18 protein-coding genes are annotated in these 24,763 nt (G+C 41.3%); 8 read left to right on the plus strand and 10 right to left on the minus strand.

What is annotated here, in order from left to right:
* Positions 1–14: 14 nt before the first annotated feature.
* Positions 15–1,277, minus strand: coding sequence for a sensor histidine kinase (locus tag ACNORC_RS08995; RefSeq protein WP_418335294.1), 1,263 nt, complete (start codon positions 1,275–1,277; stop codon positions 15–17).
* A 362-nt stretch (positions 1,278–1,639) separates the two neighbouring features.
* Here ACNORC_RS08995 and ACNORC_RS09000 point away from each other — a divergent pair, with 362 nt between their 5' ends.
* A complete protein-coding gene (locus ACNORC_RS09000) occupies positions 1,640–2,962 on the plus strand; it encodes a hypothetical protein (protein ID WP_418335295.1) in 1,323 nt (440 codons plus the stop codon).
* 25 nt (positions 2,963–2,987) lie between these two features.
* Positions 2,988–6,479 carry a sensor histidine kinase gene (locus ACNORC_RS09005; protein ID WP_418335296.1) on the plus strand — a complete coding sequence of 1,164 codons (3,492 nt, stop codon included), beginning with the start codon at positions 2,988–2,990 and terminating at the stop codon, positions 6,477–6,479.
* Here the strand turns inward: ACNORC_RS09005 and ACNORC_RS09010 are convergent.
* The 5 genes from ACNORC_RS09010 to ACNORC_RS09030 are packed head-to-tail and all read right to left on the minus strand — an operon-like array spanning position 6,474 to position 16,432.
* Entirely contained in the window at positions 6,474–6,845 is a 372-nt protein-coding gene (locus tag ACNORC_RS09010) for a response regulator (protein WP_418335297.1), read from the minus strand. The genes ACNORC_RS09005 and ACNORC_RS09010 overlap by 6 nt on opposite strands.
* Positions 6,846–6,855: 10 nt before the next feature.
* On the minus strand, positions 6,856–7,926 hold the full coding sequence (locus ACNORC_RS09015) for a sensor histidine kinase (protein WP_418335298.1): 1,071 nt from the start codon (positions 7,924–7,926) through the stop codon (positions 6,856–6,858).
* 52 nt (positions 7,927–7,978) lie between these two features.
* The gene (locus ACNORC_RS09020; RefSeq protein WP_418335299.1) at positions 7,979–10,192 is read right to left on the minus strand and encodes a sensor histidine kinase; all 2,214 of its coding nucleotides are present in this window, start codon (positions 10,190–10,192) and stop codon (positions 7,979–7,981) included.
* 17 nt (positions 10,193–10,209) lie between these two features.
* A complete protein-coding gene (locus ACNORC_RS09025; RefSeq protein ID WP_418335300.1) occupies positions 10,210–12,417 on the minus strand; it encodes an ATP-binding protein in 2,208 nt (735 codons plus the stop codon).
* 25 nt (positions 12,418–12,442) lie between these two features.
* Entirely contained in the window at positions 12,443–16,432 is a 3,990-nt protein-coding gene (locus tag ACNORC_RS09030) for a GAF domain-containing protein (protein ID WP_418335301.1), read from the minus strand.
* Between the two features lie 318 nt (positions 16,433–16,750).
* Between ACNORC_RS09030 and ACNORC_RS09035 the strand changes: the two genes are divergently transcribed.
* The 3 genes from ACNORC_RS09035 (at position 16,751) to ACNORC_RS09045 (ending at position 19,980) form a co-directional block, all read left to right on the plus strand.
* The gene (locus ACNORC_RS09035; protein ID WP_418335302.1) at positions 16,751–17,164 is read left to right on the plus strand and encodes a hypothetical protein; all 414 of its coding nucleotides are present in this window, start codon (positions 16,751–16,753) and stop codon (positions 17,162–17,164) included.
* A 2-nt stretch (positions 17,165–17,166) separates the two neighbouring features.
* The gene (locus ACNORC_RS09040; RefSeq protein WP_418335303.1) at positions 17,167–19,014 is read left to right on the plus strand and encodes an adenylate/guanylate cyclase domain-containing protein; all 1,848 of its coding nucleotides are present in this window, start codon (positions 17,167–17,169) and stop codon (positions 19,012–19,014) included.
* A 180-nt stretch (positions 19,015–19,194) separates the two neighbouring features.
* A complete protein-coding gene (locus ACNORC_RS09045; protein ID WP_418335304.1) occupies positions 19,195–19,980 on the plus strand; it encodes a hypothetical protein in 786 nt (261 codons plus the stop codon).
* Positions 19,981–20,007: 27 nt separating this feature from the next.
* Here ACNORC_RS09045 and ACNORC_RS09050 read toward each other — a convergent pair whose 3' ends face one another.
* Both ACNORC_RS09050 and ACNORC_RS09055 read right to left on the minus strand, forming a co-directional pair.
* Complete coding sequence (locus tag ACNORC_RS09050) at positions 20,008–20,163, minus strand: hypothetical protein (RefSeq protein WP_418335305.1); 156 nt, start codon at positions 20,161–20,163, stop codon at positions 20,008–20,010.
* 36 nt (positions 20,164–20,199) lie between these two features.
* Positions 20,200–20,808 carry a hypothetical protein gene (locus tag ACNORC_RS09055; RefSeq protein WP_418335306.1) on the minus strand — a complete coding sequence of 203 codons (609 nt, stop codon included), beginning with the start codon at positions 20,806–20,808 and terminating at the stop codon, positions 20,200–20,202.
* Positions 20,809–21,051: 243 nt separating this feature from the next.
* On the opposite strand from ACNORC_RS09055, the gene ACNORC_RS09060 reads away from it, so the two are divergent.
* The 3 genes from ACNORC_RS09060 (at position 21,052) to ACNORC_RS09070 (ending at position 23,688) form a co-directional block, all read left to right on the plus strand.
* Positions 21,052–22,542: a flavin monoamine oxidase family protein gene (locus ACNORC_RS09060; protein ID WP_418335307.1), complete on the plus strand. Its 1,491-nt coding sequence runs from the start codon at positions 21,052–21,054 to the stop codon at positions 22,540–22,542.
* A 99-nt stretch (positions 22,543–22,641) separates the two neighbouring features.
* Positions 22,642–22,791: a hypothetical protein gene (locus tag ACNORC_RS09065; RefSeq protein ID WP_418335308.1), complete on the plus strand. Its 150-nt coding sequence runs from the start codon at positions 22,642–22,644 to the stop codon at positions 22,789–22,791.
* 312 nt (positions 22,792–23,103) lie between these two features.
* The gene (locus ACNORC_RS09070) at positions 23,104–23,688 is read left to right on the plus strand and encodes a hypothetical protein (RefSeq protein WP_418335309.1); all 585 of its coding nucleotides are present in this window, start codon (positions 23,104–23,106) and stop codon (positions 23,686–23,688) included.
* Between the two features lie 48 nt (positions 23,689–23,736).
* Here ACNORC_RS09070 and ACNORC_RS09075 read toward each other — a convergent pair whose 3' ends face one another.
* Both ACNORC_RS09075 and ACNORC_RS09080 read right to left on the minus strand, forming a co-directional pair.
* Positions 23,737–24,108 (minus strand): SPW repeat domain-containing protein, encoded by a 372-nt coding sequence (locus tag ACNORC_RS09075; RefSeq protein ID WP_418335310.1) that lies wholly within the window; start codon positions 24,106–24,108, stop codon positions 23,737–23,739.
* 1 nt (position 24,109) lies between these two features.
* Positions 24,110–24,676, minus strand: a complete 567-nt coding sequence (locus tag ACNORC_RS09080; protein WP_418335311.1) for a vitamin K epoxide reductase family protein — start codon at positions 24,674–24,676, stop codon at positions 24,110–24,112.
* Positions 24,677–24,763 lie beyond the last annotated feature (87 nt).

Below are 24,763 nucleotides of genomic sequence, written 5' to 3' on the forward strand. Positions count from 1 at the left end.
TTATCCCTGATCTCTCATAATCTCTTCAGCGGAAGAGAAATAGTAAATCGTGTGAATTCATTTTCCTTTGTACTCAAATTGATCCTGCCGTTGTGGTCTTTGATGATCCCTTTAGTGATACTTAAGCCCAAACCGGTTCCTTCCTTGGATTTTTTGGTTGTAAAAAAAGGCATCATGAGCTTGTCTTTTATCTCTTTAGGTACTCCCGGGCCATTGTCTTCGATACTGATGGTTACAGAATCTTCTTTTTGTAGGGTGCTGACGATCAACCTCGGAAGATATCTCACCTCTTCCAAGGTTTGACCTTTGTAGTTTCCTGCCTTAGCTAATTTCACCTGATCTGCCTGTAGCATATACTTTTCACGCATTGCATCAAAAGCGTTATTACAAAGGTTAAGAATGACCCGGCTGAAATCTTCCGGATTCAATTTGACTTCTTTAAGGGAAGGATCGAGATTGAATTGAATATTGACATTAATGGGGTTCCTGTTTGCTCTCATTCCGTGGAAAGCCAGGTTAACATACTCCCTAATGAGAACATTCAGATCGGTAACTTCTTTGCTGCCCGATTCGCCTCTGGAATGCATGAGCATGGACCGCACGATTCTTTCTACCCTGCTGCTGTGCTCATGGATCTTTTTTAAATTGACCTGAACATCCCGCAAAAGGTTCTCTGTTTCTTTGGATACTGAATCAGTTGATGAGCTTTCAAGGTTTTCAAAGACCTCTTCAATATATTCGGTACTTAATTCTGAAAAATTATTGATGAAATTCAGCGGATTTTTGATCTCATGTGCGATTCCGGCTGAAAGCTGACCTAAACTGGCCAGTTTTTCCTGGTGCAGCACCTGCCCCTGCAATTTTTTTAAAGCTTCCCGGGATTCTGAAAGAGAAGAAGATAAGGAAGAAACATATTTGTTCAATTCCCTGTTTTGATCCTCGAGGCATGAATTATTTTCTCCTGACTTTATCCTGGAGACATTCTGAAAGTTTATTTTCCAATCCCCTTCATTCCAAACGGCAACAATAGTATTTCTAAAAACTGAAGCTTTGTCAGCAGCAGGTATAAAAATATCATCAACCAGCAGGGCAGAAGACAGGTCCTCATCAATTTTCTGACAGATGGTTTCTTTTTGCCATTTTTGACTGGTCTTTTCTTTAGGAGCTTTTGCTGAAGAAGTTTTTTCAGCAGGGGTTTTCTTCAACAGGTCATTTGCCACCGCGGTGAGCGTTGCTTCATGCAGCGAATTTAGCTTTCCAAGCCGTATTTTTTTCATTACCAGACCCGTTTGTGGGAATTAAGATACTAAATATAAATTTTCTTTAATAGGGAAAAACACAATTGAAGTGGTTCTTGCACTAAAAAGCTTCGATTCTCAGGAACCATAATTGATTGTACGATAGGTTTTGAGGTTAAAAGCATACAAACCTAAAAACCCAAATAAGAACCTTTTGGACGAAAAAAAGTTTTTTCGTCTTTAATTATTGGAGGTTTAATAGTATCTTAGGAGTCTTAATTACTGATTTTTAACATGTTACCGGCTTTTGACCCCCTCACTTATGCCGGTCTGTTTTTGACCAATTTCCCTTCACGGTCATTTTCTCCCCCTTTTAATTACTAACAATAAAACTGTGTGCTATGAAAAAGAAATTTTATTTCATGAGTGTATTAATTCTGGTGGGTGTTTTTATTAACGGATGTGAAGTGGAAGAAGATCCGGAGCTTCTAAATGTCAATCAAGATTCCTTGAATTTGGCTACATCTATTACAAGTAATGATGATGGCTACGTCAATTTTATGGAAGCCTTTGAGTCTGCCGATTTGAACGGATACACTATAGTCCTTGAAGATCACTTTTTTTCGGCAGATGGCTCTACCACCTTTGTATATTCCGTGGAGGGTACAGGAGCAACTGCTCAGCTGGATAGTTTTTATCTCGAGGTTCCGGAATGTGCAGGCACGGTACCTTCATGGAGTCCAACACAATCTTCCAAACTGGAAGATGGCAGGATCAAATGGAATAATTCGATCTCCAAAGATGGAAAAGAGGTTTTCACGATCACCTATGAAGGAGATATTTCCCTGGGTATTATTGATGTAACTGTAGTGCGTGGCGGTATAGAAACATCCACAAAAGTTCTGGGGCCATGTGCGGGGGTTTATACTATTTCGGGAAGTATATTTATTGATGCTAATAGTGATAAGACAAAGCAACCTTCAGAAACCGGGATAGGAGGATACACAATTAATTTGGATCAGGGAGAGTATCATGCTGAAGTTCAAACCTCAGGGGATGGATCGTATTCTTTCGAAGTTTTGGAAGGCAGCTATACTGTTTCTGTAGGCAGTGACCTTTTAAATGACCAGAATTACACTGCTACCACAGTTGTATCTTACGATGTGGATGTCACAGGAGACGTAACAGGTAAAAATTTCGGCTACCAGGTAGAGGCGACTAAAATAACCGGGGAATTTAATAACGGTACTATTCCACTGGATACAGAGGACTATAAGTTTTGGATCCAACAAATAAAGAACGCCGGAAAAAATAATAGTGGATATTCTAAAGCCGATTTAAATAAGTTACTCAGCGATGTAGAGATGTATTTATTAGATGTTCCTTTCCAATTTGGAGGTAACAAGGCTAAAACAGCACTTGATATTCTGTCAAAACCAATTAAATCTGAACTTGACCTTTATTTACAACAATTACTTACTGCGGAATTGAATGTTAAGAGCGGTAGGGGAGCTTATAAAACAGTGGATGGAAAGCTTGTATTGAATGAAAGTTTTAACACTGCTTTAATGATCTATGCTGAGGCCAGAGCCTGTGAAGCATTGGGCAGTTGTCCTTCAGAGGAAGCTGCGGCAAGAACTCAGGCAACTACCAAGGCAACCAGATCCCTCTCAACCGATATTGTGTTGATCACCAGTTTTAATAATGGATCTGGAGGATTATAGAGTTATAAGAAATTGAAAATTCAGTATGATGAAACTGAAGTTCCTGTTATATGGAATGATAATTTTTATGGTAATGGGTAGGGGAAATTCTCAGGAGCTTCCCCTTACTCATTTTACCAGTGTAAGTGAAGTCAATCCGCTTCCCTCGGCACTGGTGACCCAGGTTTATCAGGACAAAGAAGGTTTTATCTGGTTCTCTAATTTTAGTTCCGGGGTGGTTCGGCATGACGGAGTTGGAATGGATCTTTATGATCAGGAGGACGGACTGCGGGATCACAACGTGTGGCAACTCATTGAAGATGCAAATGGGTATTTATGGGTTTCTTCGAATTCCGGACTTGTGGTTTCAGAGGAACCTTTACCTGCTTATAGGAATGGAAAACGCGTTCATTTTACTGCTAATCCGGCAGAGGTTTCTCTAACTGATGAAGCTATTTTTCACAATCAGCAAATGGCCGCTGATACCTCAGGCAATCTCTACGTAGGGACCGCTTCAAGTGGTATTTTGAGATACTATTCAGGTAAGGATAAAAAGTTCAACGTAGACACCCTGTTTACTAATTTTGGGGGACCAGAAAACAAGGCGGTAACCTCTATAATTATTGGCTCTTCCGGAAAAGTGATCGCAGGTCTTGAGGGCGGGAAGATCGCATCGTTCCGGAATGGTAAAGCAGCTATCTTTTTTGATCCGGGAGAGGGAAAATCAGAAGAGGATTTTTATTCAGTCTTTGAAGATGAAGCCGGAAAGATATGGGCCTATAGCCAAAATGGAAATATTCTAATGTTCAGGTCTGAAAAATCAGTGCCTGAAATAGTTTATTCCGGTCCTCCTTCCAATGTCAACAGGTTAGCGAAAGTGTCTAACGGAGAAATGTTTGCTAATAGCGGCGAAGCCGGAATTATTCGCTTAGATGGGAATTCAGGAAAAGTGAAAGGTACTTACACCCGCAAAAATGGTCTTTTAAGCAATAATGTTTACAGTGTTCTTGAAGACAGGGAAGGAAACATCTGGATTGCACAGTCTGGCGGAGTTTCCAAATTACGATACAATTTCAGGGCTTTTGAAAGTTATACCGCCCGTTCGGTCATGGGGGAGACCCCGGTTTTGTCCTCAGGCTCTGTTAATGCAGTTTTTTTACCACACAAAGATTCTATACCCGGAAGGTTCTGGATAGGAACAGAGGAAGGAGTTACTGTGGTAAATGAAAAGGGGGAATCTCAATTCATCAGGCAAACTGACGGGCTGGTTTCCGATTGGGTGAACGGTATTACATCCGATGCACAGGGACGGGTATGGATAGCCACTACTCAGGGTGTCAACGGTATAATCTTCAAGGAGGGGAAATACCCGGGAACTTCTTCGGCGTCTTCAGAAATAGAAATTTTCGGAAAACCTGCACGAATAGTTGAACTTAAAGAAAGTCCGCCTTCTATTGCTTCAGAAAACCTGGTCTTTTACAGTCAGAAAAACAACAAACCAATTATTTCCAGTTGGTTTCCCGGCGTAAGAAGCGTTTTTGGCGTAAGGGGAGAAGAAGCTTTTGGTTTTAATCCTGAGTTCGGCTTGCCACCCACAATATACCACGCTGTGGCGGTTGATAATGAGGGCAGAATCTGGGTAGGCACACGGGATAAGGGGCTTTTTAGGAGCAAAGGCAGGGTCAATATTGAAAATCTGACTGAAATGAAAGCAAAAGAAGGTCAGGATCCCTTTTTTGAGCAGGTATGGTCGGTAGATAATGGCGCCCCCGGAAATCAAATAGAAAAACTCCTTTTCCATGATGGGAAAATATGGATTGGTACTCCTGAAGGTCTGTATGCAATGGGAGTAGAGGATCAAAAAATTAAGACTGCTATTACCGCAGATGACGGAATGCCCTGGAGCAATGCAGTGAGTTTTGCACTATCTCCGGTTAGCGGCAATTTGTGGGTAGGTACTAATGGTGGCCTGGCAGAAGTAGATCCTTCCAGTGGAAAGGTGTTAAGGACTGTGACCCGGCACGATGGCCTCGTTGATAACGAAGTATGGCTGTATGGATCTGTTAAGATAAACGAAGAGGGAGAAGTATTTTACGGTACTTCTGAAGGAATTACCATTTACAATCCAGAACTGGATGTTCCTAATAAGGTTCCTCCAGTGTTACATCTTGATCTGGCTGATATTTCCTATAAATCTGATAGCCGAAATGAAGCTGCTTTTGAATATGTAGCTCTCAGCTTTGCGAATGTTCCTGAAGTTAAATATCGCACCCGTCTTTTAGGATATGACAGTAAATGGTCTGAACCAACTTCCGAAAGGAAGATACGTTTCACAAACCTGTCTGCTTATTTGTGGCCTAAGGAATACACTTTGGAAATAATGGCAGAAAATGGGAGCGGCGTATTTTCTGAAGCTCCTCTGCAATACAAATTTGAGGTGGAACCGGTATGGTGGCTAAAATGGTGGGCCTTCCTAGGTTATCTCATCATTTTTACTACTTTAATTTTTATTGTAGACAGGGTCCAGCGATCACGACTTATAAAAAAGGAGAGGGACCGCTCCAGGCTTTATGAAGCACAGTTAAAAGCAGAAACCGCAACAGCAAGATCGAACGCAGCCGAAGCGCAGGCCAAAGCTCTGCAGGCAGAAAATGAGAAAAAAGAGGTGGAACTTGAAAAAGCACATCAACTGCAAAAAGCCTATGATGAACTAAAGGCTGCTCAAAATCAGGTAGTGCAGGCTGAAAAAATGGCTTCTCTGGGAAGACTTGCTACCGGAATAGCTCACGAGATCAAGAATCCGTTGAACTTCATTAACAACTTTGCCGAACTTTCTTCAGAATTAGTTGGGGAACTTATGGAGGCATGGAAAAAAGGCAGTAGTGATATTGATGATATCATGAGGGACCTTAAACAAAATACCACCAAGATCGAAGAACATGGAAAACGTGCAGATGCTATTGTGCGCTCTATGATGCAACACGCAAGAGGTGGTAAATCTACCTTTGAGGATCTTGACATTAATGAGCTTATAGAAAAATATGCTGCCCTGGCATATCACGGCAAGTGTGCCCAAAATCCCGATTTTCGGGCCAGCCTAAGAAAAGATCTGGATCCTGAAATTGGGCCAGTACGTATAATGGGGCAGGAGATAGGTCAGGTTTTACTCAACCTGATCGGCAATTCCCTGGACGCCGTATGGGAAAAGAAACTGCGGATAGGTGAAGGATATGATCCCGAAGTAGTAATTTCCACCCGGCCGGAAGGGGAACATGTGGAAGTCAGAGTTAGTGATAACGGACCCGGAATTCCAAAAGATATCCATGAAAAGATATTTGAACCTTTCTTTACCACCAAGCCTACCGGGGAGGGCACAGGCTTGGGCCTTAGTTTAAGTTATACCATAATCACGCAGGGACATAATGGTTCTCTGCGGCTAATAGAAGATAAAGAAGAGGGAGCAACCTTCGTTATCACACTTCCCTTATTAAAGGGGCAGGAAAAGGAGAAGGTAGTGCGTAAAAGCCAACAGCTATAAATAATTTCGGATCTCCTGTTTAAGGGAAACAAAATCAATAGGTTTGGTAAAAAATTCCTTCGCCCCCGAATTAATAGCCTTATTATAATTCTCGGTATCTCCATACGCAGAGATCATACTGACTTTGATCTGGGGGAACTTCTTTATTATTATTTCAAGCAGTTCCAGACCGGTCATGCCGGGCATATTTATATCAGAAAAAACGTATACCACATTGGGAGGATCAGACTCTTCCAGGATCTGTAAAGCCTCTTTTCCTGAAAAAGCAAATACCAGCTCTAAATTTTCATTCTTTGTTTCTTTTCTAAATTTTTGACGGAAAAGCATTTCTACATCTTTCTCATCATCTACTATAAGTATTTTCATATCAAGATTTTTAAGCTATGTTGAGTATTATTTTAAAGCGAGCATACTCTCCTTCTACAGATTCAATTTTGAAGATACCGCCATGGGTCTTAATGATGTCATGGGATATGCTTAATCCCAATCCGGTTCCTTCCACTCCTTTTTTAGTAGTGAAAAAGGGCATTAAGAGTTTATCTCTTATTTCTTCAGGGATACCTGGTCCGTTATCCTCAAACTCAATAAGTACTTTATCCTGTTCCGCGAGAGTTTTTACCCGTAGCTTTGGTAAGTAGCCTTTTTCGGAGGTTTGAACTTTTTCCCTCATGGCATCAAAAGCATTCTTACAGAGATTGAGAATAACCCTGCTAAAACTCTCGGGATTCAGCATGACCTCTTTAAGTTCCTTATCCAGTTGCAAATCAATAGTGACATTGATAGGATCATTGTTCGCGCGCATTCCATGAAATGCAAGGTTGACATATTCTTTGATCAGGGCATTGAGATCAACCGGTTCCATGGCTCCGCTTCCTCCACGACTGTGTAGAAGCATGGATTTTACAATAGAATGGGCCCTGGTACCGTGATTATGGATTAGGTTGAGGTTCCTTCGAATATCATTTAAGAGATCAGAAATTTCCTCATGCCGTTCATCTTTTTGTATTTTATTGAGCAGCTGGTGGATCTCATTAATATATTCCACGCTCAATTCTGAAAAGTTGGTAATAAAATTCAGAGGATTCTTTATTTCATGAGCGATACCTGCAGTCAACTGGCCCAGACTTGATAGTTTTTCCTGTTCAATAAGTTGCTCCTGTGCAGCCAGCATCATTTCCCTGCAGTCGGCAAGGGCAGTTGAAGTCTTTGTCAACTCTAATTGTAGATCTGCATTGTTCCTTGAAGATCTATTTCCTTTTTTTAAAGATTCAGAGGGGGAGGTGACATGCAAATTAGTTACCTGCCAGGATTCCCTTAGCTTTCTAATATCTATCTGCAACCGTAATTCTTCAGCCATTTCAAGATCGGAGATCATCAGATCCTTAAAAAGAGCTTTTTGAACTACTGCACTAATAGACTCCAGCTGGTCTGTTTTTTTTGTCTTCATCCAATCCCGGGCTAAAAAGAATTAAATTACTGAAAAAAAAGCACATAACACTTTAGTAATCAGTGTTTTTTAGGCTGTCTGCGGTTCTTGTAATAGTTTGCAGAACAATGGTAATAGTGGAACCATTTTGGGGAACTGACTCTATTTCGATCTCGCCTCCGTGTGCTTTCACTATATCATGCGAGATCGATAATCCAAGTCCGGTGCCTTCTGTACCTTTTTTGGTTGTAAAAAACGGCTGCAGGATCTTATCCATGTTCTCTTCAGGAATACCCGGGCCATTATCTGTTATTTTGATCTTGACCAGTTCTTCTTCCCGGACAGTCTTTACTTTAAGAAGGGGTTTAAAGTTCGTTTTTGAAAGTTTTTCCCGCATGGCATCAAAGGCGTTGTTACATAAATTCACGATCACCCGGCTAAAGTCTTCACCAACCAGTTTTACTTCTCCTACGTTCAGGTCCAGATCGAATTCAATATCCACATCAATGGGTTTTTTTCCGGCTCTCATTCCGTGATAAGCAAGGTTTACATATTCCCTGACCAGAGCGTTTAAATGAACCTCTTCCATTTTCCCGGAGCCGCCCCGGCTGTGTAGGAGCATGGATTTTACGATTCCGTCTGCACGGTGGCCATGTTCATATATCTTTTTAAGGTTTGATGCTACAGAACTAAGGAGGTCATTGACGTCATCGAGAAGTTTTAGGGTCTCAGAAGAGCCGTTGGAATTTTGGTGACCTTTTCGAATTGTTGCAATTTCCTCTTTAGCTTCGTCGATCATTTCCAGGCATACTTCAGAAAAATTATTTACAAAATTTAAAGGGTTTTTGATTTCATGGGCTATTCCTGCAGTAAGCTGCCCTAAAGAAGCAAGTTTTTCCTGTTGGATTAACTGTCCTTGCGCATCTTTCAATTGCTGATGAGACTCTTCCAGATTTTGATAAGCTTCTTCCAATTCCCTGGTTCGTTCCTGTACCATTTGATCCAGGTTTCTATGCATTTGAAGAAAATTTTTACCCTGATACAATGACAGGCCAACAGGAAGAATAGTCAACAAAAGGAAAGTTACAAGACTAAAAGAAAAAAAACTTCCTGAATCAAATAGAAAAGTTATGCTGATGGCAAGAATCATTATTACAGGAGCGCCTAATATAGAACCGGCAAGTAAGTACAAATCCTTTCTTTCCCGTTTTTTTGCCTTTAACATTGCAATTATTCCCCCCGTAAAGGAAGCAAGGATTATTAAAATTAACAGAACTTCCATAATAATTTCAGGGACCGAGATGAAGACTGAAATAAAAGTTTCTAATAGAATGATGGTAACCGGGAAATACACAAAAAATTTCCAAAATTTCCCCATTGGAACTTTGAGAATCTTATGGAGAACAAAAGGGACAAAGCCTATAAAAAAGGATATCAAGAGGCCTGTAAGGAATTGTAATGCAACCTTTAAGTTATAATCCTCAAAAATTCTGAATTCTTCTACAAGTAGGGAGAGAGAAAAAAGCCAAAGGGCACCGGTAATTAAAAAGATATAGAGATTAGATTTCTCTTCCCTTAGCTTTAGATACAAGAGCAGGTGAAGTATAGTAACCATAAAAAGTATAATAGCTGCAAGACTAATGATGGATGTTAAAATGTTCTTTTCCCTGATATCGTTATCAAGATTATTTCTGTCATACATATGTATTCCCAAATCCGTTTTTACAGGCATCCCGGTAAAAATTCCCAGGAGTTTATGGTTGTGAAATGAATTTCTGAACGCCAGTTGATAGGTTTCTCCCGGCACAAAATCATAAAAATTGCCAATCGTCGCTGGAGTACCTGTAAATTTTTCATTTTTCTCAAGAGGTGCCGGGTTCCCCCTTTTTAAGACCAAAGAATCATTTATATAAAACTCTATTGCACCCACCCCTCCGTAGCTTTGCAATACCGTGTGTGACATACTGAACGCGGTATCTATTTTGACTTTTAATCGGTACCAGCCAAAGCCTTTCCACAGGGAATCAGGTATAGCTCCTTCTTCTTCAGGAGGTATTGGAATTCTATACCACCCACTATCGTCGTAATCAGGTGATGAAAATTCAGGATCGTCTTCAGAGGAGAATTTCCATCCATTTAATCTGGCGAAATGGATCTCTCTATAATTGTGCTCAATCATACTGTCGTGCAGCACCAAAACTTCCGGATGTTGAGGTTCCTTTTTTTGTTTAACAGAATCCTGAACAGGGATCATCAGAAGTAAAACGAGAAGATTCAAAAATGGCATTTTACGATCATTTTAATTTAACTGCTCACATTTTCCGCTATCGGCTTTTTTGCCAGCTCCAATATAAAAGTGGTTCCCATTCCGGGTTCAGATTCAATAAGGATATTACCTCCGTGAGCCTTCACAATATCATGGCTAATGCTTAAACCAAGACCGGTACCTTCCGTACCTTTTTTAGTAGTAAAGAATGGCTGCAGGATCTTGTTCTTATTTTCTTCCGGAATTCCGGGACCATTATCTTTAAATAAAATTCTTACCAGGTCTTTATCCTGTTCTGTTTTTACTACCAGTTTAGCATCAAAAGTTTTCTTTTCAAGCTTCTCTCTGAGTGCATCAAAAGCATTGTTACTAAGGTTGAGGATCACACGGCTGAAATCCTCAGATATAAGAGAGACTTCTTGCAGGGAATCATCTAATTGCAGTTCGATCTCTACTTCAATCGGCTTTTTTCCGGCTCTCATTCCGTGATAGGCGAGATTGACATACTCCTTTAGCAGGGAATTAAGGTCTGTAGGAACCTGCTTTCCGGAACCTCCACGACTGTGAAGTAACATGGCTTTAACGATCCCGTCTGCACGGGAACCATGTTGATGGATCTTTTGCAGATTGTTTTCAACTGAATCGAGAAGTTCAGAAATATTCTTCAAAAGTGAGAAGTTTGGGTCAGAGTCGGGAGAGTTGCGATGCTCTTTTAGAGCGTTATCTAATTCGACACGAGCTTCATCTATAAGTTCGATACAGACTTCAGAAAAGTTATTTACGAAATTCAAAGGGTTCTTTATCTCGTGAGCGATTCCCGCCGTCATTTGTCCTAATGAGGCAAGCTTTTCCTGTTGCACTAACTGGTTCTGAGCTGCTTTTAAATTCTGATGTGACTCCTCCAGCTCCTGAAAAGCTTTTTCCAGTTCAAGTGTCCGTTCTTCCACCATTCCGTCAAGATGGTTGTGCATCCGAAGAAATCTTTTTCCCTGATAGAGTGACATTCCCACCGGAACCACGGTTAGAAGTAAAAAGTACATCACCATGGTCACTGAAAAATTCTGTAACTCTAAAATGTCGAAGAGAAAAATCCCCAGCACTAATAGAACGGGAAGGCCAAGAATAGATACTGCAATCAGGCCAACGTCCTCTCTTGTGTGTTTCATCGCCTTTCTCAGGGCTTGTATCCCCCCAAAAATAGCGGTTCCTACCAGAACTAAGCCAATCAAGGGATTTATCACAGATTCTGCTTCATAGATCACAACTATTTTGCTTCCGAGAAGAGGAATTACGATCCCGAGCCAAATAAAATGTCGCCAGAAGGGGTGCGGTTCTACTCTTAACACCTGATGAGTAGTATATGGAACCAGACCTATTGCAAGGGGAATTAGAAATGACATTATGAAAGAAATGGCAACATATACCGGGTAACTGGAAATCTGGTAGAGAGCCCTGATGTTCAGAAAAACGGAAAAGACAAAAAGAGTAATCGTCAGTATAAAGATCCAGAAGTTCGGACCTTTGTCCTTAACTTTAAAATACATAAAGAGGTGTAAAATCATTACCATAAACAAAACAAGGGAGCTTGATCCCAGGATAAGAGAAACTATTTTTGTTCTGGTTAAATAAAGTCCTAAATTTTCTTTTTTAAACAGGTGTATATCAAAAAAGGTGGGTGGTTTTAAGTTATCCAGGAGCTTAAGGGTGTCATAACCGTGAAAGGAATAGCGTACTGCCAGCTGATAGGTTTTCCCGGGTTCCCAGTCGTAAAAGGCTAACTCGCTTATTGAAGCGGTCGCCAGATCCTGCTCGTTAAGTGTGGTAGCTGGTTTTCCTTTCCTTAAGATTATGGAATCATTAATAAAAAACTCCATAGCACCACTGCCATCCTGGCTTTGAAACATTGTTCTGGTGGTAAAGGAAGGATCTATGGTAACCTCTAATCTGAACCAGCCAAAACCTTTCCATAAGGTATCCGGAAGTGCATTATATTGAGATGGAGCTTTTGTCAGCCGGTACCAACTACTGTCGTCATACTGTGGGGATGCAAATTCAGGATTATCTTCCGGAGAAAATCTCCATCCTTTTAGATCCGCAAAATTGATCTCCCTGTCTTCTTTTGTGAACAAAGAATCGTGCAATACGACAGGTGCTGTTTGAAGCGGCTCCTTATCATGAACTTGAAAGCCGCTGTTCTGGGCGGCTGGCATAAGAAGTATGAAAAAAAAAGTTAGAAAAGATCCCATTTTTGACGAGTTAGTGTTGTAATGCTCATGTCATCTGGACATTTACAGGTTTTTGGGAGGATAATTCCAGTATAAAGCGTGTTCCTTCACCCGGTGCAGTCTCTATATTGAGGGTCCCTCCATGAGCTTTCATAATATCATTAGTAATGCTAAGGCCCAGTCCGGTTCCTTCGGTTCCTTTTTTAGTGGTGAAGAAAGGTTGAAGAATTTTGTCTTTTATATTGTCAGGTATGCCCGGCCCGTTATCCTCTACTTCGATAAATACCCGATTATTGTGTTGTCTGGTTCTAACAATCAACCTGGGGGTGTAGGAGGAAGTCTGCAGTTTTTCGCGTTCGGCATCAAAAGCGTTGTTACAAAGATTGAGGATCACCCGGCTGAAGTCTTCAGAAACCAGCGGTATTTTCTCCAGGCTTTCATCCAAATCTAATTCGATATTGACATTAATGGGTTTTTTCCCCGCTCTCATTCCGTGGAAGGCCAGGTTCACATATTCCCTTATTAACAGGTTAAGATCTGTGGGCATCATTTTTCCCGTGCCACCTCTACTGTGCTGTAGCATGGACTTAACTATCATGTCGGCTCGGGTGCCATGTTCGTGGATCTTTCGAAGATTTGCTTCCACAGCTGTGAGCAATTCCAGAAGATCCTCAAAAACTTTTAATTGTCCGTTTGCCGCTGCAGAATTCTTAGCTTCGGCTATTTCTTCTTTTGCTTCATCTATGAGTTCAATACTCACGTCAGAAAAATTATTGACGAAGTTCAACGGGTTTTTTATTTCATGCGCTATTCCGGCAGTGAGTTGCCCCAGGGAAGCCAATTTCTCCTGCTGTACCAGCTGATTTTGTGCTGATTTTAGATCATTAAGGGCAGCTTTCATCTTCTGGTAAGTTTCAGCATTCTGAATTGCAATTCCCACATTAGCAGCTATAGTTGTGAGGAGGTGTTCATCATTTTCGGTAAAGCGGTTGTTCTGTTCCTTACTTTGAACACTGATCACTCCTATGGCCTCACTCCCCACCATAATTGGAACTCCCAGGTAAGAGGCAACGCTTTTCCCCTTTTTTTCGGCCTGCATCTTTTCGTACACCTCGTCTAGATTTTGATTTACGAGTAACGGCTCCCTGTTTATGATGATCTTTTCGGTGATTCCATTTCCAAATTTCCTGGATGCTGAACGATCTCCATAATAGTAAGGAAAGTGGAGCATGCCAGTACTCCTGTCATGCAGGGCAAGGTAAACGATATCAGCATTGAAGGTCTTACGCATTTGTTCTCCTACCAGCTCAATCAGATTCTTTAGTTCGAGTTGCGAAACGATCGCTTTACTGATGTTATTCACCGTATGAAGTTCGGCTGCCCTTCTTTCTGTTTCTCCCAGGAGGCGGGTTGTTTCATTGAAGAGACGTGCATTCTCGATGGCAAAGCTCATACTGTTTGTAAGGGTAGTTAGTAAGCGCACATCATCTTCGTTGAAAGCATGTTCTTTTTTAATGTTTTGCAGGCTCACAGAGCCTTTGATCTCTTCCCCTACGATCATGGGAACGAATATGGCACTTTTGGGTACCTGTCCCTCTGTAAAACCTCTTCCCCCGTATTTTTGGGCGGTCTCAAGATAATTTTCATTGATAAGCAAAGATTCCTTGTTCTTTATCAATTGTTGGTTGGCCCATATAAAAGGACGGGGAGCACTGTCGATCCTTTTTCCGTTTTCTATGGCATATTCCCAATGCTCCAGTCCGGTTTTATGATCAAAGGTTCTAATTATGAGAGTTTGTGTATTCAGTACCTCGCAGATGCGATCGCCCACTTCCCTATAGATAGCTTCCATGTCCATTTCCCGTACCAGTCCTTCCTGTACATTATTGATGATCTCCAGTTCAGAATTACGTTTTTCGGTTTCAGCGAGAAGCCTGGTGGTCTCATTGAATAAACGGGCATTTTCCAGCGCTACGCTCATACTGTTTACCAGCGTACTTAAAAGACGGATATCAGCATCATTAAAGGCATTTTCATGATCCAGGTTCTGAAGAGTAACATAACCTTTGACGGTATCTCCCAGCAGCATGGGAACAAACACGGCCGACTTGGGAAAACCGGTGCCGGGAATGGCTTCTACATCTCTACCTTCCAGTTCCCGAAATGCTTCCACTGCATTTTCCCTTATCACGATCATATTATGGGTATCGATCATTTTCTGCCTCATAGGATTGATCTGCCGGGGATCGGGATAAAAGCGTTGTCCATTTTCAAAAATGTAATTGAAGACTTCCGTTTGATTCGCATAATTAAAGGTTGCAATACCCACCACCTGGGCATCGAATAATTGGCGGGTCTTTTCCCCTACGAGATCATAGATGCCCTGAAGGTCCATCTCTGCTACCAGGCCTTCCTGTACACTATTGATCACTGCGAGTTCTGCATTTCGTTGTTCGGTCTCGCTAAATAGTCGGGCATTCTCTAAAGCCACGCTCATACTGTTAGCCAGCGTACTCAGCAATCGCACATCCGAATCACTGAAGGCGTGTTCTTTGTCAAGGTTTTGCAGGGTTACGGCACCGGTGACTGAATTCCCGATGATAAGGGGAACCATTAAAAAGGATTTGGGCAATTTTGTTCCGGGAACGGCCTCAGCTTTTATCCCAAATTGTTTGTTAACCTCTTCTACGAGATTTTCTGTGATGTTGATAGTACTCTTCGTCTTTATAATATGCTCCCGGACCTTGTCAAGGGGGCGGGATTTTGGATACAATCTCTGCCCATCTTCAAAGAGATAATGAAAGTGCTCAATTCCGGCATCAATATCAAAAGAATAGATACCTGTTACCTGTGCATCGAAAAGGTCACGAAGGCGATCTCCCACCAGGTCATAGATTCCCTGCAAACCGGTCTCTGCCACCAGGCCTTCCTGAACACTGTTTATTACAGCGAGTTCGGCATTTCGTTGTTCGGTTTCGTTGAACAACCGGGCATTTTCCAAAGCCACGCTCATACTGCTGGCAAGGGTGCTTAGCAGCCGCACGTCAGATTCGCTAAAAGCATTTTCCCTGTCTAAATTTTGAAGGGTAACACAACCTCTTACTTCATCTGCTATTTTAAGAGGAACAAAAAGTGCGGACTTCGGACTGCGTGTTCCGGGAACCGGGGCAAATTTGCCGTCCGTAAGTTTACCATACCAGGCTTCGAGATCCTGATTGATAAGATAAAGGGAGCCGGTTTTCATCATTAGTTTGGGAAGCGTGCTTAAAGGTCTGGGATCAGGAAAGTATCTTTGTCCGTCTTCATATAAATAATTGAAATGCTCCAGCCCGGTCTCGGGATCATAGGTGTCAATCCCGGTGACCTGTGCATCAAACAGATCCCTGATCTTGTCGCCTACCAGGTCATAGATGCCCTGCAGGTCTGTTTCGGCCACTAATCCCTGTTGCACGCTGTTTATAACCGCTAGTTCTGCATTGCGCTGCTCGGTCTCGTTAAAAAGGCGCGCATTTTCCAGGCTGACTCCTATACTTCCTGCAAGGGTACTCAACAACCTGATATCTGATTCAGAAAAGGCATTTTCACGGTCGAGGTTTTGGATGCTGATGTATCCGAAAACAGTTCCGTTAGCAGTCATGGGAACATACACAGCACTTTTGGTAAGTTTAGTTCCGGGCACCACAGTGGGTTCTTCCCCGGTGAGTTTCGTCCAAAGTGCATCGGCATCTTCGTTGAGATATATGATATCAGAATTATCTATGAGAAGCTGCCTCATTTTATCAATAGGGCGTGGTGCAGGATGATGTTCTTCCCCTTCTTCAAAAATATACTGGAATACCTCAAGATGGTTAGTGTGATCAAAAGTAGAAATGGCCGTGACTTCTGCATCAAAAAGTTCCCTGATGCTGTCACCTACCAGATGGTAGATCTTGGACATTTCCTTTCGGGCCAATAAACTCTCCTGTACACTTCCCAGTAAAGCAAGTTGCGCCTCTCTCTGCTGAATTTTTTCAGATAATTCTTTAGTAGTTGGCATTTCTCAACATATATGAAGAAAAGGAACAGGTGCAGAGAAGTAGATCCAGCTACAGATTTCCTTTAATAAATGACGACTCCTGGGGGCTAATTGGGGGGATTTCAGTTGATTAAGTTACAGATATTTATTTTTGTTCTTAATTCCTTAACATATTTTTAGTAATCCAAAGTTTTTTAAAGAAAGTATTTAAAGTCAGTCCTCATCAGTATGCATTTTAAAGAAAAAAACGTACGCTTCAACGATAAGCCTATTGCAAACCTGATTTTCTTTAGTATCTTAATTATCAAATAATTACAACTAACCAAAAAATCCATTATTATGAGCGATCACAAAGCAAAAGACGTGAATATCTACATGGAAGTAGATACCGAGAATCTCAATCAGCAGAATGTAGAAACTAAAGTAAAATTTTCAGATAACAACGGGGATAGGCAAAACGGAACCCCTGAAAATTTTGTATCAAAGGTGTACCGGGATAAAAAAGTTACCTGGTCTGGAAGTGCGAAGAATGGAAGTTCTGATGAGGTAGTCATTACCAATATTACCAGAAAAGAAGATGGAGGATCTGAAATTTGGAAAAAGATCGATCCAAAGAATGATGGCACTGTTGAAGCAAAGATCAAAGACAAGAAAGTTACCGGAACCGAGAATTATGATGTGCATTTTACAGTGAATGGAGTATCCTACACAGTGGATCCAAAACTACAAATGGATCTGGAACACACCGCATAGACATGACCTGTAAACAAAAGATACTTTACGTCACCTTGATGTTCTTCTGCAGCTGGATTATCTATGCCCAGGAGGAACATGAGGCTGACAGCTTAAAAAAGGTCTATTGGTCCCAACCTACCGGAGAAAATAATCTTAAACTTCTGGATCAAATCTTATCAGAGGAGAGAGATCCGGATAGTTTATTGAGATATTCCCGACTTTTAATATTGTCTTCAATTGAGGCTAAAAACAAGAAATATCTTTTGGAAGGTTATCGGTCCAGAGGAGTTGCGTATAGATATCGCGGTGATTACATTGAATCTCTTGAAAACCTCTATAAAGCAGTTGATCTGGCAGAAGAGCTTGATCTATTATTTGATGTCGCTGTTCTTAACGCGGAAATTGGTAACACCTTCTCTGAAAATGATGACACTGACCAGGCAATCATTTACTATGATCGGGGGATTAATATTTTGCGGGATATTGATAGTGTTTCCACTTTGGGACTAGCTCTGTACAATGCAGGAGATAATTTGTTCATAAGAAAAGAGCTGGATTCTGCTCTGGTTTACACCCTTGAGGCGCGAAGAATCTTTAGGGATTTGAAGAACGAATACTTTGAAGCCTACGCTGAAGGAAATTTAGGAAGAATTATTTTTTCCCGTGGAGGAAATCTAGAGCAGGCAGAAACTTATTTACTGGAAGCTGTTACGGTGCTTGAAGAGGTTTCTGATTACAACGCTTTAACAGATTTTTACTCGACCTTATCTGATATTTATATTGAAACAGGGAATTATGATGCAGCGATTATGTACGCTGAGAAAAGCCTGGAGGCTGCAAAGATCTATAAAATGAAAACAGATCTTGAGAACCGCCATCTCAAATTGTCCCAACTTTATGAAGAGGTAGGAAATATACCGGAATCCTATGAACATTTTAAAAGCTACGTAATTTATAAGGACAGTCTTGAGAATGTGGAGGAAGTAAAAAAAATAGCGAATCTGCGATCAGATTTTGAGATAGCCAAGAGGGAAACTAAAATAGACCTGTTGAACGAGCAGAAGAAGAATCAAAAAACGATTGTAATAGCTACCATTATTGCCCTTTTCCTAATAATGCTGCTGGCCCTTGGATTATACCGGCGCAACAAGTTTATAGGAAGGACCAAAAAGATCATCGAAAAAGAGAAGAATCGGTCAGAGATCCTGCTTCTGAATATCCTTCCGCAGGAAACAGCCCAGGAATTAAAAGAAAAAGGAAGGGTACAGGCAAAACGATTTGATTCAGTCTCCATTCTTTTTACCGACTTCCAGAATTTCACTCATTATGCAGAAAACCTTTCTCCAGAAGAACTGGTTCAAAGTGTGGATTACTATTTTTCCGCATTTGACCGCATAATTGAGAAGTATTCCCTGGAAAAGATCAAAACGGTGGGAGATGCTTATATGTGTGCTTCGGGTGTTCCCTTTCCTGTCAATGATCATGCAGAAAGAGTGGTGAGTGCGGCCTTAGAGATGATCAATTTTGTTAACCGGGCCAAAGAAGAGAATGCTGATAACAGAACTCGTTTTGATGTACGTATAGGGATCAATTCAGGACCTGTGGTGGCCGGAGTAGTGGGGAGCAAGAAATTTGCTTATGATATATGGGGGGATGCAGTAAACATTGCATCCAGAATGGAAACCACTTCAGAGGTTGGCAAAGTTAATATCTCTGAATACACTTATGACCTCGTTAAACAAAAATTCGATTGTGAATATAGAGGGGAGATCAATGTTAAGAACAAGGGAATGATGAAAATGTACTTTGTGATTGGGGAAAAAGCTAACAAAGAAATATCTCAGGATTATGATCACGCAGGTTCATGAGTAAGTCCATTAAATACAACTTGAGTTCTGCGCAAAAAGTAGAGTGAGCATCAACCAGGATATGTGGCTTTGCATATTCCATATCTCTTATAACCCGGCCTGATTAAGGGCATTATTTTTTACCATAGCTTTTGTAACATTTTCTTCTGGTTTACGTCTCTAGTTAATCAAACCACGGCTATGAAAAAAATGTCTTACCTACTTGCAGTCTTGCTTCTGTTCTCAGGCTGCACTTCTATGGAACCCGCGCTCTCAGTTCCTCAAACTACTTCCTTTCCGGTGAAAGGAAGGCAGGGATTAATGATCAATCAAAAACTGAGTTTTGGAGATTATAAAACCTCCAGGGTCAAAAGATCCTGGACAAGGGGTAGAAATACAAGAATTGATGTTCTGTCGGGGCAAGCTGCAGATCCGGCATATCCTAATTTAGTCTCGCTCAATTACAACAACCGGGACCAGTCTTATCATTTTCAGATGACCGATTTCTTCGGAAATGTCTCCGATATTTATGCTGCATCAGGTTTCTTTTCTAAAGACCTGCAAATAGGTGACAACCCAAATAGTATCATTAATATACTGGAGGATCTTTTTTCGGGGATTAATTTTTCCAGTAATGTGTTTTACCTGCAGGTATTCCTGAATGAACAGGAAAGGCCCTGGCAGCTAGTCCTTGACAATGATGCTGCACAATTTTTTGCGAAGGAATATACTGGTCTGTTCGCTATTGACAAATACAATTATTACACCCTAAAACCTATTACCCGTGTACAGGGTAAAAAAGGACCCGAAGACCTAATAATGGGGTCTGTGGGCTACGAAATATTCAACAATAAAGAGGAATCTGTTGCTGCTGTCTCCCTCGTAGACAATGGAACTGTTTACCTGCATACCAAAGATCCCGACGAACGGTTTTTGATGTCCAACTTATGTGCAGCCCTTCTTCTACAGGAAGAAATCAGTGAATAGTTCAACTGTTCGGGAAGAGGAAAGTAATTATTTCTTTTTAGTTTCTTTTTTGGGCTTTTTTTCAGGCTTCTTTTTACGGGATACCTGCTTTTTTAAGGCGAAAATAGTGTAGATCAATACAATTATCAGTACTGCTCCCGTAATGATTGCATAACCTGAGGGCGAGCCGGTTCCTGTATCCATGAAATATTGAGATTTTATCTTAAGTATTTGAGATTCTCAAACAGGTTCTCTTTTTAAACAACATAGCCGGGGTTGACCATTTTCTGTGCAGATCTCGATCAACACATCTTCAGTGTCTTCTACTTCTGAAGTATCAATATTCCTTGCCCTAAATTCCTGGAGGATCTCTTTTTTTAGATTATCATCATAGCCTCCACAAATGTTTTTATTGTAGGCTACAGTAAGCATCAAATTATTTAGAGAAGAGAGATCATTCATATTGATGTCTACCAGGGAGAAATCGAGGTAAGGATTCTGAAAAGAATTTATCCTGCTAAAGGTTTTTCTGAGGGAGGGAGGAAAGTTCTTTCCTCTGTATAACCAACTGCTAAGTCGTAAAAGATAATTTTGAAGTTCTCTATGAAGCCGGTAAGTGCGGGTATGCCTGAAGCTGCTGAAACTGAAATTCTCCGGTTGATAATGGCAATACCTCACAAAATTTTCCCTCACCTTCAGTTTGAGTTCTGTGACTAATTGTTTAATCGTCTTATTGCTGGTCTGGATTTTAAAATAATTAAAATGGCGGTCGTAGTAGGATGAAGTGCGAACAGGATCTGAAGTGTCTTCCATCCGCAGATCCTTCATTTTTATTTTTGGTGTGATCATTCCAATAACCGGTTTCAATATACTTTACAGAATTACAAAAAAAAACGGAGGATTCTTTTAAAATAAGGTTAATAGGTGGTGCAATACTTTTAATTTTTAAATTTTATAAAAAAATAATTACCTTAGGATCAGGAGAGAAGGTATATAAATGCTGTTCTCCCCTTCTTTTTACCAGTTACGGTGAATTCCCTACAGATCCCCCTTGCTTTAGTAATAGATCAACCAATTATAATTATTCAAGTTATGAGCAGGAAAAAAACACTTTCGAGGAAGAAATTTTTGCAACAAATTGGGCTGGGAATTGGTGCTGTAGGGACAGGTTTCTTTTTTCCCAATGTACTTGCAGCCGGTATCGGTTCGACTAAACGGTCTGGTGCTCCTAAAAAGATCCTCGTCCTTGGAGCAGGACTAGCAGGTCTTTCGGCGGCCTGGGAACTGAGAAAGGCAGGTCACGAGGTAACGGTTCTGGAAGCCCGGAACAGGGCAGGAGGAAGGGTTTCTACCTTAAGAAAGCCCTTTGCTGAAGGTCTTTATGCCGAAGAGGGAGCAGCGGCTTTTTCGGGTTCCTATACTCATGCCTTAAAATTTATTGATGAATTTGGTTTGGAAAAAACTCCGTGGGCAATGCCTGAGAAGCCGATCATCTATCACCTTAACGGAGAAAAGATGACCGTCGCGGCAGGAGAGACAGTGAAATGGCCATATGAAATGACAGAAGAGGAGCAGAAACTGGGTCCCTTCGGAATTGTAAATAAGTATTTGATCGAAACTCTTCCCAAGGAAATGACCCAGCCGGATAAATGGGATCAACCCCCACTACTTCAAATGGATAAGGTTTCCCTGGGCGAATATTTGAAAAACCAGGGAGCAAGTGAGGGAGCAGTGAAACTGGTCAAAAATACCATGTGGTTTGCAGCAATGCCCGATGAAACTTCAGGGTTGTCTACAGCAGTATCAGATTTCGGTCTCTTTATGAGTGGTGCACCATTTTTCACCTTAAAAGGAGGTAACGATCTTCTGCCCAAAGAAATGGCTTCCCGCTTAAAAGATCATATTAAATACGGAAGTGCTGTTACCGCTGTTAAAGATACTGCTGAAGGAGTCCTGGTAACGACTACTGAAGCTGGTACAGCAAAAGAATATAAAGCAGATGAGGTAATTGTGACCATACCCGTAAAAGTATTACAAAAGATAAGATTCGAACCGGAACTTTCGCAGGCCAAAAGAAAAGCAATAGAAGAAATGCCGGTTCTTAATCTCACCCGAACCTATCTGGAGGTAGACAGACCTTTCTGGCAGGATGAGGGTCTTTCAGGATTAGCCTACACAGACCTTTTACTTGGGCAGGTAGAACCGCATATCAATCAAAATTCACCTGACAGTTCTCCTGCTATTCTCGATAGTTACGTCACTGGAGAAACTGCCGGAAATCTTGGAGAATTGCAGGAGAAGGATGTTATAAATGAGGTGAAAAAGCAAATGAAGAAAATTTATCCAGATGTGGATGAACACTTCAAAAAGGGTCATGTCAAAGCCTGGAGTACAGACCCATATGCGCTGGGAGGTCCCAGCTGGCCCGGACCCGGTGATGTTTCTTCCTATTTGACTGATCTTCAAAGACCGGAAGGAAAAATTCATTTTGCAGGAGAGCATACCAGTGTATTGCGGAGTACTATGGAAGGGGCGTTAAGATCTGGAGTGCGGGCTGCAAATGAAATAAATCAAAACAGTTAAATATTTTTCTCTGCAAATTCTGTTGTTAACATAGTTTTATGATTTGGTTCGGTTGTTGGGTATTTAAAAGTCCCCAATTAACCTACAAAATCAGCTATTATGAAGACTAATAGAAAATTGAACCTTGCAGAATTTTTTTCAGATAACTCCATCATCAACTGGAACTGGCTTTTTTCGAGGAGTTCTGTAATATTTACAGCTACTGTAAGTTTCGGATTTGTGATCTTCCTGTGCTGGTTGTTGAGCTGATTTTTCGGTTGGTCGGTAAATTTTCTACCTGGCCAAAAAAACTTTACTACCAAGTGTAAAGGGTATATTTTCCCCAATTTCCGCAATAGCGTTGTGGAAATTTTTCACAGTTCATTAGTAAGAAAAAAGATCCATGTCGTCCAAATTACCAGATTAAGGCTCCGGGACAACTGATTTTCTTTTTGAATCTCTATATTTATTGCATATATTTAATATTCAATAAGTTGCGTATTGCGGCTATTGATCTCTTCATTTCTTTTTCCCCTCATATTCCCCCGTTTTCAGCTTTAATAGTAACCAAAACCAATAGCTATGAAACGTGCTTTAAATTTTTCCAGATTTGTTCAGGGCTCTTTAGTTTGCCTAGGATTGTCCCTGATGTTTGTTATTGCCGGCTGTCAGCCGGAAGAAGTCGACTCCTGGTTGACAGAGACCAGTATAGACCTTAAAGTAAATCAAACCGAGGCCCCAAAAATGCACAAAGATCACCTGAGTGAATTAGCCAGCGTTAGAGCTGCCACAGCACGCTATCACGATTTTGATAAGGCCATGGAAGATGGGTATGTGGTTCCTGTTCCGGGTTTTTTCCCGAATATGGGTTACCATTTCCTAAATCCAGATTATTTAGATTACACCTTTGAGGCCGAACGTCCGGAATTACTAATTTATGTTCCTGATAAGAACGGCAAAATGCGACTTGTAGGAGTAGAGTATGCAGTTCCGATTGACGATCTGGAAAACCCTCAACCTGCTCCCGAGGGCTTTACCGGAGATTCTGACGTATGGACTATTAACCGGGACGCTCACCTTTGGACCCTTCACGCCTGGATCTGGTATCATAACCCGGACGGGATCTTTGCTGCACGCAATCCACGGGTACCCGAATCGGATGACTAAAATAATGGTAAGGCCGGCAAAATAGTTTGTCGGCCTTTTTTAATTTTCTTATTTATTCGCTTTTTGTAAATGTTCAGGATGATCCTTCCAAAGAGAAGCCCAGCCCCCTCCAAAACTCTGAGTTATTTTTCCCTCAAACGAGGAAAAAATGATCACAAGAATTCCTGATAACATGTCACTGATGATGGCCACATCACTGTTGTAATTCAGGATCCATGGAGCAATTAGGAGCCATATTGCAAAAGGATAATTTGCTTTCCTCATCCCACGGGTGGCTTCCCAGATGGCAGTTATAGAAAAAGTAACTATAATGGGGCCAACTATATGCCCGTTATCTGAAGCAGCTGAACCATAACCTAACACTCCCGGTGCGATCATGACCCACAGGCCGATTATTGTATTAATTATTTGTGCCCACATATTAATTTACTTTAGCTGTTTCAGATTTCACTCCCCAAAATACCTTCCAGGTAGAGACATTGGTTCGCCTTACCCGCTGCAGGTATTGAAGGCTGGCCAGCATTTCATCCATAGCCGGTCCAATCATGGCTATAGAGATCGCTGCGGAACAAAGACAAAGGGTACACCATGCCGAATATAGGACGGGTTGAAATACTACCAGCATTACACTAACAAAACCCAGGGGGCCTACCGCCAGACCAAAGATCACTACGATCCAGGGCATGGTTTTCCAGCGTTTCTTTCCGCCCACAATTCCGGTGACGGCATCCACCAAATAACCCAAAGCGCCTAGAGCAGCATCGGGGATAGGTAGAACTTTTGAAACTTTTGAATTAAGAATGGTCTTACTGCCTTCACCAAAGAAAGGCTCCCAGACTGTTGGGAATACATCCAGTTGATATAAGGCCAGGTAAGTAGCGATAAAAAAACCAACGACTGCAAGTATTACGATAGGTATTCTTTGAGACCAACTTGCGGGATTATAATCCCAGCCCGGTGGAATATGTTGATCTTTTGGTGTGGTCATATTGATATTTTCTTTCAGTTGGAATCAATAAATGCTGCAGGATCAGCATTTTATCTGAAATTACAAATAATGAAACACCATTTTCTT

Origin of the sequence: Salinimicrobium soli (genome assembly GCF_048323655.1) — a bacterium.
Taxonomy (GTDB): Bacteria; Bacteroidota; Bacteroidia; order Flavobacteriales; family Flavobacteriaceae; genus Salinimicrobium; species Salinimicrobium soli.